This window comes from Collinsella sp. BA40, from assembly GCF_008014645.1.
In the GTDB taxonomy this organism is placed as follows: Bacteria; Actinomycetota; Coriobacteriia; order Coriobacteriales; family Coriobacteriaceae; genus Collinsella.
The window spans coordinates 26,116-42,039 of record NZ_VOWY01000016.1 but is presented as its reverse complement, the minus strand read 5'-3'; the positions used below and the strand labels follow the sequence as shown (position 1 = coordinate 42,039).

The 15,924-nt window shown below is 64.6% G+C and carries 10 protein-coding genes; 2 read left to right on the top strand and 8 right to left on the bottom strand.

What is annotated here, in order from left to right; all coding sequences use genetic code 11:
- Positions 1 to 146 precede the first annotated feature (146 nt).
- The 6 genes from E4J93_RS07260 to E4J93_RS07235 form a co-directional block, all read right to left on the bottom strand.
- A complete protein-coding gene (locus tag E4J93_RS07260) occupies positions 147 to 1,097 on the bottom strand; it encodes a type II secretion system F family protein (RefSeq protein WP_147588802.1) in 951 nt (316 codons plus the stop codon).
- A complete protein-coding gene (locus E4J93_RS07255) occupies positions 1,073 to 2,407 on the bottom strand; it encodes a CpaF family protein (protein ID WP_370511761.1) in 1,335 nt (444 codons plus the stop codon). Before E4J93_RS07255 ends, E4J93_RS07260 begins: the two co-directional genes overlap by 25 nt.
- Positions 2,404 to 3,702, bottom strand: a complete 1,299-nt coding sequence (locus E4J93_RS07250; RefSeq protein ID WP_187231657.1) for a P-loop NTPase — start codon at positions 3,700 to 3,702, stop codon at positions 2,404 to 2,406. The genes E4J93_RS07255 and E4J93_RS07250 overlap by 4 nt, the downstream gene beginning before the upstream one ends.
- A 104-nt stretch (positions 3,703 to 3,806) precedes the next feature.
- On the bottom strand, positions 3,807 to 4,457 hold the full coding sequence (cpaB, locus tag E4J93_RS07245; protein ID WP_147588800.1) for a Flp pilus assembly protein CpaB: 651 nt from the start codon (positions 4,455 to 4,457) through the stop codon (positions 3,807 to 3,809).
- A 245-nt stretch (positions 4,458 to 4,702) separates the two neighbouring features.
- The gene (rsgA, locus tag E4J93_RS07240) at positions 4,703 to 5,872 is read right to left on the bottom strand and encodes a ribosome small subunit-dependent GTPase A (protein ID WP_255431963.1); all 1,170 of its coding nucleotides are present in this window, start codon (positions 5,870 to 5,872) and stop codon (positions 4,703 to 4,705) included.
- Between the two features lie 333 nt (positions 5,873 to 6,205).
- Positions 6,206 to 8,884, bottom strand: coding sequence for a calcium-translocating P-type ATPase, PMCA-type (locus E4J93_RS07235; protein ID WP_147588798.1), 2,679 nt, complete (start codon positions 8,882 to 8,884; stop codon positions 6,206 to 6,208).
- A 447-nt stretch (positions 8,885 to 9,331) separates the two neighbouring features.
- Between E4J93_RS07235 and pyk the strand changes: the two genes are divergently transcribed.
- Together pyk and E4J93_RS07225 are read left to right on the top strand one after the other, a co-directional pair.
- Positions 9,332 to 10,792, top strand: coding sequence for a pyruvate kinase (gene pyk, locus E4J93_RS07230; RefSeq protein WP_147588797.1), 1,461 nt, complete (start codon positions 9,332 to 9,334; stop codon positions 10,790 to 10,792).
- A 381-nt stretch (positions 10,793 to 11,173) separates the two neighbouring features.
- Positions 11,174 to 12,265 (top strand): hypothetical protein, encoded by a 1,092-nt coding sequence (locus E4J93_RS07225; protein WP_147588796.1) that lies wholly within the window; start codon positions 11,174 to 11,176, stop codon positions 12,263 to 12,265.
- Positions 12,266 to 12,473: 208 nt separating this feature from the next.
- On the opposite strand, the gene E4J93_RS07220 is transcribed toward E4J93_RS07225, so the two are convergent.
- Complete coding sequence (locus E4J93_RS07220; RefSeq protein WP_147588795.1) at positions 12,474 to 13,298, bottom strand: hypothetical protein; 825 nt, start codon at positions 13,296 to 13,298, stop codon at positions 12,474 to 12,476.
- 148 nt (positions 13,299 to 13,446) lie between these two features.
- Entirely contained in the window at positions 13,447 to 15,921 is a 2,475-nt protein-coding gene (pheT, locus tag E4J93_RS07215; protein WP_147588794.1) for a phenylalanine--tRNA ligase subunit beta, read from the bottom strand.
- Positions 15,922 to 15,924 lie beyond the last annotated feature (3 nt).

Genomic DNA, 15,924 nt, shown 5'->3' with positions numbered 1-15,924 from the left:
GGCACCCCGCAACCGCAAGACAGCATCCAGCCAGCCATCAAGCATCTCTCGCATCTCTGCCCGGCTCGCACCGCCCGCCGTCCATATGCAGGTTGCGGCGCACAGCCCTACCGCAACGGCCATTCCGTCCATCGCCACGCCATCCATCACAGCTCCAACCTCATGATTCGGGTAATCACCGCGACCGCGACCGCATTGAGGGCCACGGCAACCCCTATGCAAAGAGCACCCGAGAGCGTTGCCGCCCCAGCGCGAAAATCAGCGGAAAACGACAGCAAGAACAACATCATGGCCACCGGCATCGCCGAAACGATGTGCGCGGACATCCGCGCCTGCGCGGTCTTTACATCAAGCGTCCTCCTCAGCTCGATACGATCGCCCGCCCAACATGCCGCTTCGGCGAGCAAGCCCGACAACGGCGCACCCGTTCGCTTCGACACCTTCAAGGCAAGGGCAACCATATCCATACCGTGCGTCGGCATGCGGGCGAGCAACTCATCGAGCGCCACGGTCGCCGAGGTCCCACAGTCGATCAGCATGCCGACGCGCATGAATTCAACCTTGATCACCCCGTCGGCATGCGACCCCACATAGCGCATCGCCCGCGCAAGGGAATGCCCCGATCCCAAAGAAATCGAAAGGGCGCGAAACGCCTCGGGCAGCTCTTTCTCGATCTTCTCGGCCGAACGCTTTTCCTCCCGGGCGCTCTCCACGCCGAGTACCGCGACAAAACCTATGCAGCCGGCAGCAAACCCCGCCCACGACCCGCCCAGGAGCGCCACAGCAAGACCGCATGCAGCCGCGCATACGGCAATCGATGCATAGGGTGGCGCGCCCCACCAGTCCGGCAGACGGGACGCAAGCAGATCCCGACAGGCAACGGCCCGTCGGCGAGCAGTCGCGGGCATGCGCTCCACGCTTTGCGCCACCGCCAAATCCAACCGGCGCACCGCCGTGCGCGCAGCCACCCCCACCGTCCCAGCGCCCTGGCCGCGCGCTGCGTGAACCGCCTCCTCGGCCCAAGCTTTCTCCTGCAGCAGCCCCCACGCCGACATCGCCGTCAAAAGCCCGATCAGGCTGGCAACGATCGCCTCCATGCCTCCACCTCCTCTGCACCGAGCACGTCACCACGCATCGCGCGCTCCACGAACGGCGGTTCGCACACGAGTCTCCACTCCTCGCTCGTCACATCGAAGCAAACGTATTCCGCCAGCTCGATTCCTCCGGATGGTGCACGGCCCACACCGCTGTACGAGCTCACGAACCTCCTGCCGTCCGCCCGGCGCTCAGACATCACGATGCCATCGAGCGCCGTAGCGATCTGCTCCTCGATAAGCGCGGAGGGCAGATCGATGCCGAACCGCGCAAGCAGCGTCAGGCGCACAACCGCCTCCTCGGCCGACCCCGCATGCAGGGTTGTCAGCGACCCATCGTGCCCGGTATTCATGGCTTGCAGCATATCTATGCATTCGGCCCCGCGTACCTCTCCCACCACGATGCGGTCGGGTCGCATGCGCAGCGAATTCGCCACCAAATCGCGAATAGTCACAGCTCCCTCGCCCTCGATAGAGGACTCGCGAGCCTCAAGCCGCACCACGTGCGGATGGTGGGAAAACTGGAGCTCGGCGGCGTCTTCGATAGTCAAGATGCGCTCATCCTCGGGAATCTCTCCGGAAAGCGCGTTAAGCAGCGTGGTCTTGCCGGAACCCGTTCCGCCCGCAACCGCCAAATCCTCGCGCGCCCGAACTGCGAACGACAGCAAGGTCGCATACCATCGCGGCAGGGAGCCTATCTCAACCAGCTCGTCAAGGGTGCTGATGCGATCGGAAAACTTGCGGATCGTCAGCAGCGTGCCGTCGAGGGCAACTGGCGGTATCACCGCGTTCACGCGATACCCGTTCCTCAGCCGTGCGTTCACCATGGGGCTTCGCTCGTCGATCCTGCGCCCGAGCGGCGAGATAATCCGGTCGACGATAAGTCTGATCTGCTCGTCGCTCTCGAAGGGCCGCTCAAACGGATGCAGCATTCCACCTTGCTCATAGAAAGCGGAGCGCGGCCCGTTCACCATCACCTCGGTGATGGTGTCGTCTTCCAACAGCGGCTGCAGCGGACCCAGCCCCACGATGTCATCGAGAACCGCCGCAAGGAGCTCGTCGCGCTTCGCGCCGTCCAGCGCATCGGGCGCCACCACGTTCACAACAGCCTCGACCGCCGGACGCAATTCATCACGTGCACGATTCGGATCGGCGAGTGCCACGATTCGTGCCACTTCCTCATATCCCACGCGCTCCAGCACCGCCCGCTTTACGGTCGGCCCCATCTCTCGCACGTGCGCCCCAACATGGGAATCCGCCGCACCGGCATGCCGCTGCGTCTCGCGATCACGCACGCGTTCGTACACGCTCACGGCCTTTCACCTACCCTTCGTCCCCAAGGGAGCCGAATACGCGGGCGCTCCTCGAGCGCAACGCTCGCCTCCTGATCACCGGTGTCGACCGGACAGCCCATCTCCCGCAGCAACCTACCAACGCACGCTTCAACGCTTCTCACATGGGGACCGTTCGCTCCAAACAGCTCTGTCACGCGCCCAAAGTCTGCAGCCGCAGCCATGTCGGAGCCCGCATCGACTACCCTCATTCGCGATTGCAACGCCGTCCCCATCTCGAAACGCATGGCATGCTCCTCTCCGCAACCGGGCGCGCCCAGTCTGTTAAACAAGCTCGTCATACGCGTCTTCGGAACACCCAGGCGCACCGCAAGCTCCATCGCTCGCACGGCAGGAGCAACCCCCTGTGAACCGCTGCCCACGATCAGGCAGCGATCGGACGAAGCGACCGCCATGCCCACGGCATCCCCCCAGAACGCCGAGGTATCGATAAACACCACATCCGCCACGGCGCGCAGCACATCGAGCAGGCGCTCGACCGGCGCGGCCATTAGCTCCGCCTGTTCAGGCAGCGCCAGGGGACCCCACACCGTCAGCCCGGGCGCGACGCGCATCGCCGTTCGCTCCACCGCCCGGTCGAACGATCCATCCCGGTCGCCCAGAAGCTCTCCCAAATCCGCGCACTCGTTCACACCCAACAGGGCCGCCGCGTTCCCGAACATCAAATCCAAGTCAACCAAGGCGGCGCGCAGGCCCCACTTGGCCGCGCAGAGCGCGAACTCCACCGCGAGCGTCGTCTTTCCAACGCCGCCCCGGCCGGAGATGAACGTCACGAGCGGCGCGCCTCGACCACGATGCGCCGAAGGGCGCACCCCATCAGACGGCGGCGGCGCGGGCCTCCCATCGATCGATGACGATCCGGCCTCCCCGCCAAGCGTCATCCCCCCGTGCCCCGCAAGGGGCTCCGATGGCGTATCGCAAACGCCCGCAATCGAAGCCCCCTGCCGTCCGTCATCGCCGCCAAGGCGCACGTCACCGGTCGCGTCGGGCCCTCTCTCCGATCGCGCCTCGCAGTTCAACCGCGTTTCGGATTCGCCATCCTTCGCGGCGATGACCTCTGTAGCTCCCGCATAGAACACGCGGGCGACGATCCCGGGGTCGAGTTCGCGCGCGAACACGATGATCTCGCTCGCACAACCAAGCCGCGCAAGCTCTCCCACCGCCCGTTCCGCCTCGGCATCCAGGGCTCGTACGTACAGCGCCGCGCCGACGTTCGCCTGCGGCATGGACGAGGCGAATTCCTCGAACTCATCCATCTCGCCAAAGCGCAGCAGGCGCGCCCCCGCATCGCGGGCGCACAGCTCCGCGCGCATATACGCATACTGATCCAGCGGGCAGCAGGCCAGCCATACGCGCCCCATCACTCTTCGCCTCCCCGTGCGTGCTCGGCAGCACGCGGCGCCACCAAGGTGACCTCGCCCGTCGACGCCGCGGCCAGCACCTCGTTCACAGCCGCCGGCTCCACGCCAACAGTCACCCACGCAAGCTTTCCACCATCGGTGGCGTGTGAGCTCGTATCGATCACCTGGGCCCTGCCCAGCCTGTCGGCAACCGCGTCCTTCGATACGTAAACGTCCACGGCGTCCCCCGGCTCTAGCGCCCCGCCCACCGCATGGGCCTCATCCACGGCCACCGACACCGCCACGCACCCCGACGGGATATCCAACGTCGAATCGCGACGCTCGGTATACAGCGGGCACAGCACCGCCCGCTTCGGAATACGCGAGGTCGCCGTCTTGCCAACCACCTCGCGCAGGGACGTCGCGGCTTGGGGCGGAAGAAGATCGGCAACCCAGTGCTCTATCGCAGTATTCGACTCATCGATCGTCTCGCCCGCATCGATCTCCCTCGTCGCCACGCACACGTCGACCAAGTCCCCTCCATAGCGCTCGAGCGTCTCGCGCTGCACGCGCTCAGCTTCCGCCCTGATCGACGACGCATAGAACAGGGCGATCGCTGCCGCGGCGACCCCCGATATCACGCTTACGACCATCCTCGTCCTCCGCTTCACAACCGCACCCTTTCTCGTCGTCCCGCCGGCTCGCACATCCATCGCACGCGCCGTGAGTCCATTGTTCCGTGTGGGGGCGCAGCGAGCGAACGCAGTCAGAAAATGCGGACGCAGCGCTAACGGAAAACCTTCCGGCTTCCAACAGCGTTGTTAGAAACCGGAAGGCCATTCCTTCATCTATAGCGTTATTCGAACACGTACGCGAGCCGCCGCCCGCAAAGGGGCGAACGGCTCACGAAACAGTCCTATAAGTGGATATCGGGGTCCAAGCTTTGCGCGCTCACGCGCATCTCCCGCGCCAGCGCAAGGAACGCCTCGACGCGCAGCCCATCGACCTCGCCGTCGGCAACCGCCTCGCGCACGGCGCACCCGGGCTCGTGCGTATGCGTGCAGTCGTTGAACCTGCATGCGCGCGCCGCCTCGACGATCTCGGGGAACGATCGGGCCAGGCCGCGCTCATGACCAACCAGCGGCAGGCTGCGCAGCCCCGGGGCATCGGCGATGACACCGCACGGCTCGGGCAGCGACACCATGACGCGGGCCACCGTGGTATGCCGGCCCATATCATCGCGTTCGCGCACGTCGCTCGTAGCCAGCGCCTCATGTCCCAAAAGCGCGTTGAGCAGCGTGGACTTACCCGCGCCCGACTCGCCCAGAATCATGCCGCACGTACCCGCTGGCAAGCAGGCGCGCACCTCGTCCAAGCCGATGCCCAGCACCGAGGACGTCACGAGGACTCGCGCGCCGGCGCCCACCAGGCGCTCGATATGATCAAGGTACTCCGCCAGCTCCGCATCTTCGCAGCGGTCGGCCTTCGTGAGCACGACCACCGGCTGCGCGCCGCAATCACGGATGAGCACCAGCGAACGGGCGATGCGGTCGAGCACCAACGGCAACGTATCGCGCACCGAACCCAACGGCTGCACCACCAGAATCGTATCGACGTTGGCGGCGAGCACCTGGCGCTCGCCACGGTTCTTGCCGCGCCATCGCTCGAATACGGTGCGGCGCGGCAGCACCGCCTCGATCATGCCCATATCGTGGCCGGAATCGCAGCGAACCGCCACGCAATCGCCAATGGCCGGCAGCATCTCGGCGCCCTTGGCAAACGCCACGGCATGCTCGGCTCGCAACGTTATAGCGTCTGTAGCAACCAGGGGAAATCCGCGGTCCAGCCGCACGACCCAGCCCAGGCGCATCGCATCGGCAGCCGTTTGCTCGCCGTCGGCGCGCATCTTGGCCACGAATGCCTCGAACGCCGCGCGCTGCGCTTCATCCACCGTGAAATCGTCGAAACGGGGAACATCCTGCAGCACGTCGAGACGCGGAAGCTGCTCCACGAGCTCCTCGGCGCTCGGCCCGGACGGACGCCTCTTCCCATGAGCCTTCTTCGGCTTGCCCTTCGATCTTGCCACGCATGCTCCTCGCACTGGGTCCATGTACTTCCTTGTGATGAGTATACCAACCAGGGCCGCCCCATACATAAAATGGCCGCTCCGTGTTCCGAGCACGGGGCGGCATGCACATGGGAGCCTATGGGGGCGGAGAGGGTGTTTCCTTATGGCTCTACTCGAGCTTGTATCCAATAAATCGTTTTCTATCGCCGCACATTCCCACTCACATGATTCACACGTTCCAAGCACCGTCCTTACACATTCGGCGTCGCGCCATAAAAAAGGGATCCGGACGGATCCGGATCCCTTGCATTCCATGGGTTGCCAGGACTTCTGGCTTGGACGCGAGACGCGCTATGCGTTCTTCTCGACCTTGCGCATGATGGCCTTGTAGATCTCCATGATCGGGATGATCAGGAACGCGAGGCCAAGGGCGGCGAGCAGGGCCATCGGATCGAGCGTCATGAAGCCGAAGACCTCGGCCAGGAAGTCGACCTCGACGGGGATGACCGTGAGTACCAGCGCGAGGGCGGCGGCGCCCCACAGCCACTTGTTCTGCGTCTTCATGGAGAAGATGGAGGCGCGGCGGCTGCGCATGTTGAAGGAGTGGAAGATCTCCACCATGGACAGCGTGATGAACGCCATGGTGACGCCCTCGGCATCCGGCACGCCGTCGAGCAGCATGCCCATGTCGATGTAGCCGTTGTGCAGGAACATGCCGGCGAAGAAGGACGCGAGCACCAGCAGGGTGATGATGACGCCCTGGAAGGCGATATCAAGGCCCATGCCGTCGGCGAAGACGCCGTCGGACGCCTTACGCGGCTTGCGCTTCATAACGTCGCCCTCGGCCTCCTCCATGCCGAGCGCGAGCGCGGGCAGGGAGTCGGTGATGAGGTTGATCCACAGCAGCTGGACCGGCTGGAAGATGGTGAAGCCGATGAGCGTGGAGACGAAGACCGAGAGGACCTCGGCGATGTTGGCGGACAGCAGGAACTGGATGACCTTGCGGATGTTGTCGTAGATACGACGGCCTTCCTCCACCGCGTTGATGATGGTGGCGAAGTTGTCGTCCGCAAGGACCATGTCGGCGACGTTCTTGGTGACGTCGGTACCGGTGATGCCCATGCCCACGCCGATGTCGGCGCGCTTGATGGACGGAGCGTCGTTCACGCCGTCGCCGGTCATGGCGACGATGTTGCCCAGGCTCTTCCAGGCGTCGACGATGCGGGCCTTGTGCTCGGGCTGTACGCGAGCGTAGACGGAGATCTCGGTGACGCGGGTCTTGAAGTCCTCATCGGAGATCTTGTCGAGCTCGGCGCCGGTGATGGCCTGGGAAGCGTCCTCGACGATACCCAGGTCCTTGGCGATAGCCACAGCGGTGTCGATGTGGTCGCCGGTGATCATGACGGGGCGGATGCCGGCTTCCTTGGCCTCCACGATAGCCGCGGTGACCTCGGGGCGAACCGGGTCGATCATGCCGGACAGGCCGCAGAACACAAGATCGTGCTCGAGGGCCTCAGGCGCGAAGTCGGTCGGAGCCTCGGCGTAGGTGCGGTTGGCGAGCGCCAGGACGCGCAGGGCCTGGTCGGCCATGGCCTTGTTGGCGGCGAGGATCTGCTGGCGGCGCTCATCGGTGAGCTCCACGACCTGGCCGTTGTCGTACACATGCGTGCACAGGCCGATGACGACGTCGGGAGCGCCCTTGGTGAACTGCTCGAAGTCGCCGTCGACGTCCTTGACCACGACGGACATCATCTTGCGGCCGGAGTCGAACGGGGCCTCGCCCACGCGCGGACGCTCGGCCTTGAGGGTCTTCATGCCCGCCTTGGCGGCATCGTTCACGAGCGCGCACTCGGTGGGCTCACCGACGGCCTCGCCCTTCTCCTCGTCCCACTCGGCGTCGGAGCACAGCGCCATGCCGGCGAGGAACTTGTCCTCAGGAGCGGCGAGCTCGTGCTTCACGACGGTCATCTTGTTCTGGGTGAGGGTGCCGGTCTTATCCGAGCAGATGATCTGGGTGCAGCCGAGGGTCTCGACGGCGGTCATCTTGCGGATGATGGCCTGACGCTTGGACATCTTGGTGACGCCCATGGACAGCACGATGGTCACGACGGCCACGAGGCCCTCGGGGATGGCGGCGACGGCCAGCGACACGGCTACCATGAAGGTGTCGAGCATCATGGCGGGGTTGGAGCCCAGCTCGCCGAAGTGGCGAACGATGTCGACGGCGAAGATGATCACGCAGATGGCGAGAACGAGCTTGGTGAGGATGCCGGAAAGCTCGTTGAGCTTCATCTGGAGCGGGGTGAGCTCCTTCTTGGCGTTGGTGAGCGCCGTGGCGATCTTACCCATCTCGGTGTCCATGCCGGTGCCCACCACGATGGCGCGGCCGCGGCCGTACACGACGGTGGAACCCATGTAGCACATGTTCTTACGGTCGCCCAGCGGCACGTCGTCGGCATCGGCGGCGAGCGCGATGACGTCGGCATGCTTCTCTACCGGGACGGACTCGCCGGTAAGGGCGGCCTCCTCGATCTTCATGGAAGCGCTCTCGATCACGCGGCAGTCGGCCGGCACGGAATCGCCCGCCTCGAGCAGGACGATATCGCCGGGAACCAGCTCGGAGCTGGGCAGGTGCATGAGCTTGCCGTCGCGGATGACCTTCGACTGCGCAGCGCTCATCTCCTGCAGGGCCTCGAGCGCCTGCTCGGACTTGGCCTCCTGGACCACGCCGAGAACCGAGTTGAGGATGACGACGGACAGGATGATGGCCGCGTCAGCCCACTCGGGCTCGCCCTGAATGAAACCGGTGATAACGGAGATGGCTGCCGCCACGAGCAGCATGATGACCATGGGGTCCGCCATCTGCTCGAAGAAGCGCTTCCACATGGGAGTCTTCTCTTCTTCGTCCAGCTTGTTCGGGCCGACCTTCGCCAAACGCGAAGCGGCCTCGGAGCCGGACAGTCCCGTTTCGGCATTGGAAGACTGCTTGGTGAGCACGTCCTCGGCCGAAACCAGGTACTCCTTTTCCATATTCCCTCCTGGAACTCTACCCGTAGGGACGCGGTGCCCCGCACCCCATTCCAACAGCATGACACCCGATTATAATTCCCCCAGGAGGGGCAAGGGCTTGTCATAGGTCGATATGGTACCCAAGCGCTGCGCCCTTAGTACGAAACCCGACAGATGCTCCAGAACTACAGGGATCGCTTACACGGGCTTGACGCCAGCGGGCGCGGCCGCCTCGAAGCAAGCGCCCAACCGGCGCGCAATATGTGGAGCGCCGCGGGTTTTTCCACACGAGACCTCGATTTTGGCTGCCGCTGGGTATCCGAATCCAAGCGCCTAGCAGGAATAACCTTCCGTTCGCGCAGTGAATACTTGACTCAGGCGTTCGAAAGTTATAACTTCCGCCGATTCGTTCACCTATAATACTTCTCGGTTGTAAAGCGCTATAAGCCACGTCAGATGGAGGTCTGAATGTACAAGCGCACGAAAATTGTATGCACCATGGGTCCCGCCTGCGACAGCGACGACATCCTGCGCGAGATGATGAAGGCGGGCATGAACGTCGCCCGTTTCAATTTCTCCCACGGCTCCTACGAGGAGCACCACGGCCGCATCGAGCGCGTCCGCCGCATCGCCGCCGAGCTCGATCTGCCCATCGGCATCCTGCTCGACACCAAGGGCCCCGAGGTCCGCACCGGCCTGCTCGAAGGCCACAAGAAGGTCTCCGTCAAGGCCGGCGACCCCATCATCGTGACCGCCGAGCCCACCACCGAGGAGAATCTCGGCACGGCCGAGCACATCTCGCTGGATTACCTTAACCTCCCCAACGAGGTTAAGCCCGGCTCGCACATCCTGATTGACGACGGCCTCATCGACCTGCAGGTCGAGCGCGTCGAGGGCTCCGACATCCATTGCACCGTCAAGAACAACGGCGAGATCGGCGAGCGCAAGGGCGTCAACATCCCCAACGTCGATCTGAGCCTGCCCGCCATCACCGAGCGCGACCGCGAGGACATCCTCTTCGGCATCTCCGAGGGCGTCGACTACGTTGCCGCCTCCTTCATCCGCAGCGGCAAGGCCGTGCGCGAGATCCGCGAGTTGCTCGACAGCAACGGCGGCGAGCACATCTCCATCTTCCCCAAGATCGAGAGCTCCCTGGGCGTCGAGAACTTCGACGAGATCCTCGAGGAGTCCGACGGCATCATGGTCGCCCGCGGCGACCTGGGCATCGAGATCGCTCCCGAGCTGGTTCCCTTCGTCCAGAAGGAGATCATCTCCAAGTGCAACGCCGCCTATAAGCCGGTTATCACCGCCACCCAGATGCTCGACTCCATGCAGCGCAACCCGCGCCCGACGCGCGCCGAGGTTGCCGACGTCGCCAACGCCATCTACGACGGCACCGACGCCGTCATGCTCTCCGGCGAGTCCGCCGCCGGCATGTACCCGGTCGAGGCCGTGAAGATGCAGGCCAGCATCGCCATGGAGACCGAGCGTCACCTGCCCGCGCACCGCGAGCTCAAGGTGCCCGCCGGCGCCCACGGCACCCGCGTGATCAACAACGTCGTGGGTCTGTCCGCCGTCAACATGGCCACCACCGTTCGCGCCCGCTGCATCACCGTGCCCACCACCACCGGCCGCTCTGCCCGTCTGGTGAGCCACTTCCGTCCCAACCTGCCCATCGTCGCCTTCACGCGCAACAAGTGGGCCGTGGCCAAGATGCTCATGTACTGGGGCGTCGTTCCCTTCCACGTCGAGACCGAGGGTGACGACGTGAGCCTCACCGCCGAGCACGCCATCGAGGCTGCTCGCGATCGCGGCTACCTGAAGAAGGGCGACATCACCGTCGTTACCGCCGGTGATCCCAAGACGTCCGTCACGCTGGAGGACAAGATCACGTCCACCAACGTCGTGTGCGTCGCCCAGGTGCGCTAGTTCGGCACCGCGCTCTCGCAGCATGCTTGCAAAGGACCCGATGGCGTGGCCATCGGGTCCTTTTTCATGCCGTCGAAGCGGCCAATTCCCTTACAACCAGCACGATGCGCGCAAATGTACGATTTTCTGCGGAAGTGTCAGATATAGCCAAAATGACAAGCGCTCTACCTGCGGTTTTGTTTTGTAAAACCGCCCTCTACTTTGCCCTCCTAGAAAAAGTCGTACATTCGCGCGCTTTTCCGCAATCGGGTTCGCGGCAGGTGCCCGGTCGTAGACGGATGTTGATAAAAACCAGGGCATTTTCTGCGCCACTTCGCACTATCTCGCATGATGCGGCTGCGTTTTGGGTATCCGTGGCACATGCGTGAGGGAGGGAGCACCATGCACGAATGGTTTTGCGGCCCGACGGCCTTTCACTGCCTTCGAACGCCGCCGCAGGTAAAGTCGCTGTATCCACTTTTTCCCGACATAGGGTTTCCCGCGGGGAGACGCCAGGTTAAACACGATTACGACGGTTCAACCGGCTGGGCAAACGTATTGGGGCCGCTCCCCCTTCACGCTATCGTGCGCGATCCGTCGCTTCGCCGGCCCAGCCTTGTTGTAAAGCCACGCGTTTGGACGGGCGACCTCCCAGCGGGCGCCTTCTACGATGACGAAGACTTGGGCATCACGTATGCATCTCCGGCATTCACGGTGTTCACCATGGCGTCGCAGCTCTCGATTACGCAAATGATCATGGCCATGTACGAGCTCACGGGATCATGGAGCATCTACCGTCCCAACCGGGAAATACAAATCCAGATCGACCATATGGAAAATACAAGGCTTGCATGGGTCGGCGGCTGGCAACAGGTGCGGACCACCCGCGGTCTCGCCACCTCGCTGTGGAAGCGCGGCCCCCTTATTACCACCCACGAACTGCTTGCGTTCGCGCGCGGCATATCCGGGATGCGCAATGCTCAGAAGTACCTGCGCGCCGCAGCGCGCGTTCAAGGCAACACCGCGTCGCCGCTGGAGGCCAGGCTATCCATGCTGCTCTCGCTACCGCCCCGCGAGGGCGGAGAGGGCTTCCCGCCATTCTTTGCCAACTACCGTATCGCCTATTCGCACACGGCGGCCACGCTCGCCGGCAAGCACACGTGCTATGCGGATATCTTCTTTCCGGCCACCGAAACCCATCCGGCGATCGACGTCGAATGTCATGGTCACAGCGTGCACGACGGGGATGCGCAGGGTGGCGTCGACGCCAATCGCAGTCTTGCGCTCCAGCATATGGGCATCGAGGTGATCCATGTCACGCATGAGCAGCTGACAGACATCGACCGCTTCGAGGCTTTTTGCGATCATCTTGCCGCGCGCCTGCGCTTCAAGCGCCGATCCAAGACAGAGGCGATGCTGAACAGGCGCGACACCCTCCGGTCGGAGCTGTTCGGCAGTTGGGAGACGCTGGGCGGCGGCCTTGCCGTGACGTGACGCCCCCCTGCGCCATGCGGCGACAATTCTCGCGGCGGCGCGCTCAAGACACGCCCGAACCCCTTTTCCGAACGACCCGGTTTTCGTGAAGACCGCCGAATGGCTTCGCGTCCGGTTCCGCAAACAGCAACAGCTTGAAAACGAGCCCGAGCCCCTTCCTTCACGTGGGGCATGGCAGCAACGGGCGACAGGCGACGCGCCGGGTTTATCAGCAGACGGCGCGCTCGGTATAGAGGCGCTCGAGGGTGTCGCCCACCTCGGCAAAGGTGACGTTGAAGAATTCGTCGCTCAGCAGCTGGTAGGGCGGGTGGTCGCCGGCTCCCTCGTTCACGCGCACGGTCTCGTGCGCCACGCCCACGGCCGCCAGCACATCGTCGCGCTCGATGGGATACTGCGAGAACCGCTCAGCCGCCTCCACAAGACGAGAGCTTGCCACCGGGATGAGCGAAAGCCCCCGCATGCGTCCGAACCAATCGAAATCGCTCTGCTTCTTGATACGGAACGACTCGCTCGGCTTGCCACCGTGAGCCGCCAGATATTCGTGCACGCGAGTATTCCAAATGTTGTCGGCCACCAGATGGGCCCACGCCCCCAGCGCCATGTCGCGGCGCGACGCCTCGAGATCCGCAGGCGCAACCGCGAGCTGCCGGGACGCCCCCGCCTCCGGTGCATCGGAGATGGGACACCCCCCGTTGTCGTAGCGTTCGGGAAAATGCACGTGGTTGATACGTTCGCGCTCGTCGACGATGCTGCGCGCCGCAACGGGCGCTGCCGGCGCCGCTGAAAGCAGCGGCTCCACATGCTCGATCCAGAAGTCGTGCTCGCGCGGCTTAGGGATGTGCTCGGGCTTGGCGAAGTGCGTGATGCGATACGGAATGAGTCCGACCACGCCGGGAACCATGTAGCCCACGCGGATGTCGGGGACCAACCCGCCGAACAGAAACGCGTTGCGGTCGCACAGCGCACGCGCAAGCGCACCGTTGCGGGCAAGCACATCTTCGGTATGGGCGAGGTGGATGTTCCAACTTGGCATAACAAGCCGCTCCTTCGCGGTGTGGAAAGACCTCCTTGGAACGCGTCCAAGGAGGTCGAAGCTACAACGATCATATCAACCGGCCCGCACGCCGCCTGGATCGCCCGACGATTAACAGATGCAACCGGACACCAGGAGGGGCCGCACCCTAGGAGCGGACCTCGGCGTTGAGGGCCTTGCACACCTTCGTCACGATCTTCTGGTGCGCCTTCTCGACTTCCTCACTCGTGAGCGTATGGTCGTCAGAACGATACGTCAGCGCGAACGCCATCGACTTCTTGCCCTCGCCCACGCGCTCGGCGTCGCGATACACGTCGAAGAGGCGCACGTCGGCCAGCAGCTTGCCGCCGGCGCTTGTGATGCGGCGAACCAGGTCCTCGCAGGTGCACCCCTCGTCCACCACGATGGCAAGGTCGTGCTCGACGCTCGGGAACTGGGAGAACTCGCGATAGGCCTCCTGCGAGCCCGCACCCTTGATGAGCGCATCGAGGTTGAGCTCGAAGGCGACCACCGGGATATCGATGCCGTAGACGTCGCGCGCATCCGGGTGAATCTCGCCGACCCAGCCGAGAACGGTGCCGCCGGACAGCACCTCGGCGCAGCGGCCGGGCTGGAGGAAGGCATAGCCCTCGCCCTCCGCGGCGCGGAAGCGTACCTTAGGCGTGCGGAGCTGGGCCAGCAGCTCCTCGACGACGCCCTTGCCGTCGAAGAAGCGCAGGGGCATGGGCTTGCGGCTCCACTCGACGTCGCCCATCGAGCCGGACATGACGCCGGCCACGCTCTCGCGCTCCTTAGGCGCGCTCGCGTTCTCGCGACCCAGGAACAACGTGCCGATCTCGTAGAGCTGCACGTTAGCGGTGCTATGCGAGATGTTGTACTCGACCGCCTGCAGCAGCCCTGGGATCAGCGAGCGGCGCATCTCGGTCTGCTCGGCGACCAGCGGATTCATGATGCGCACCGGGCAGCCGAGGTTCTCGGTACCCATCTTGATGCGCTCGAGGTCGCCCGGAGCCGCGAACGAGAAGTTCATCGTCTCGTTGAGGCCGCAGGCACGCAGGACGCTGCCGACCTTACGGGTAAGGCGCTGCTCGCGCGTAAGGCCGCCGATGTGGTTCTTCGCCGCCGGAATCGTGGCCTCGACGCGGCCCATGCCCCACAGGCGCAGGACCTCTTCGATCAGGTCGATCTCGCGCGGGAGGTCGGCGCGGAAGGTAGGCGGCGTCACGCGGAACAGGGTTTCGCGACCCTCGCCCGAAACCTCGACGGTGCAGCCCAGACGGCCGAGGACGCGCTCGATGTAGGACGCCTCGATGGGCGCGCCGCACAGGTCCAGGACACGGGCGTAGCGCAGGTCGACGGCCTCGACGGCCTTGGGCGCAGGATACACGTCCACGCAACCGGGAGCCACCGTGCCGCCGGCGAGCTCCTCCATAAGGGCGCAGGCGATGTTCGCCACGTCCACGCAGCCGGTCTCATCGACCTGGCGCTCGAAGCGAATGGATGCATCGGAGATGAGCGCGAGGTCGCGGCTGGTGTGGGAGGTGCGACCGGCGTTGAAGCAGGCGCTCTCCACCAACACGTCGACCGTGGCGTCGGTGACCTCGGAATCCATGCCGCCCATAACGCCTGCGAGCGCGACCGGGGTCGCGCCGCCCTCGCCCGTGACGATGAGGCCCATGCCCGCGGTAAGCGTGCGCTCCATATCGTCGAGGGTGCGGAAGACCTCGCCCTCGCGCGCCGCGCGCACGGCCACGGTACGGCGGCCATCGCGCTCCTCGAACGCGTTGAGGTCGAAGGCGTGCAGGGGCTGGCCGGTGAGCATCATCACGTAGTTGGTGATGTCAACGATGTTGTTATGCGTGCGGATACCGCAGGCGTTGAGGCGCTGGACGAGCCACTCGGGCGAGGGGCCGACCTTCACGTCGCGCACCACGCGCGCCACGTAGCGTTCGCACAGGCCCTCGTCGACGAGCTCGACGGAGACGGTATCGGCGGTCGCGGCGCCGGACTCGGCTTGCACGGCGGGCAGCTCCACATGGAAGTCGCGGTCGTAAATCGCGCCGACCTCGCGCGCGATGCCGATCATGGACAGGCAGTCGGCGCGGTTGGGCGTGATCTCGCAGTCGAGCACGGTGTCGGACGCGCCAACATACCGGGCGAACGGCATGCCGACGGGCGCATCCTCGGGCAGGATCATGATGCCCTCGTGGTCGGCGGAAAGGCCGAGCTCGCGCGCGGAGCAGTTCATGCCCATGGACACGACGCCGCGCAGCTTGCCCTTCTTGATCTTGATGTCGCCGGGGAGCTCGGCGCCGATCATGGCGGTGACGATGTGGTCGCCCGCATTGAAGTTCTGCGCGCCGCACACGATCTGCAGCGGCTGCGCGTTGCCCTCGGCGTCGACGTTGTGGGCGCCCACGTCGACCATGGTGACCCACAGGTGATCCGAATCGGGGTGGGCCTCCTTGGAGAGGACCTTGGCCGTCACGATGTGGTCGAAGGACTCGCCCACGGTGTCGATGGACTCGACCTCGGTGCCGGTGCGGATGAACTCGGTTGCAAGCTCGGAGGGATCCTCCGGCAGCTCGACCATGCTCTTCAGCCAGTCGTAAGAAACTTTCATCTC

Excerpts from the sequence above, each read along its gene's own strand:
- E4J93_RS07235 (WP_147588798.1), bottom strand. The coding sequence starts at position 8,884 with ATGGAAAAGGAGTACCTGGTTTCGGCCGAGGACGTGCTCACCAAGCAG.
- pyk (WP_147588797.1), top strand. The coding sequence starts at position 9,332 with ATGTACAAGCGCACGAAAATTGTATGCACCATGGGTCCCGCCTGCGAC.
- E4J93_RS07250 (WP_187231657.1), bottom strand. The coding sequence starts at position 3,702 with ATGGATGAGTTCGAGGAATTCGCCTCGTCCATGCCGCAGGCGAACGTC.
- E4J93_RS07225 (WP_147588796.1), top strand. The coding sequence starts at position 11,174 with ATGCACGAATGGTTTTGCGGCCCGACGGCCTTTCACTGCCTTCGAACG.
- E4J93_RS07260 (WP_147588802.1), bottom strand. The coding sequence starts at position 1,097 with ATGGAGGCGATCGTTGCCAGCCTGATCGGGCTTTTGACGGCGATGTCG.
- E4J93_RS07220 (WP_147588795.1), bottom strand. The coding sequence starts at position 13,298 with ATGCCAAGTTGGAACATCCACCTCGCCCATACCGAAGATGTGCTTGCC.
- pheT (WP_147588794.1), bottom strand. The coding sequence starts at position 15,921 with ATGAAAGTTTCTTACGACTGGCTGAAGAGCATGGTCGAGCTGCCGGAG.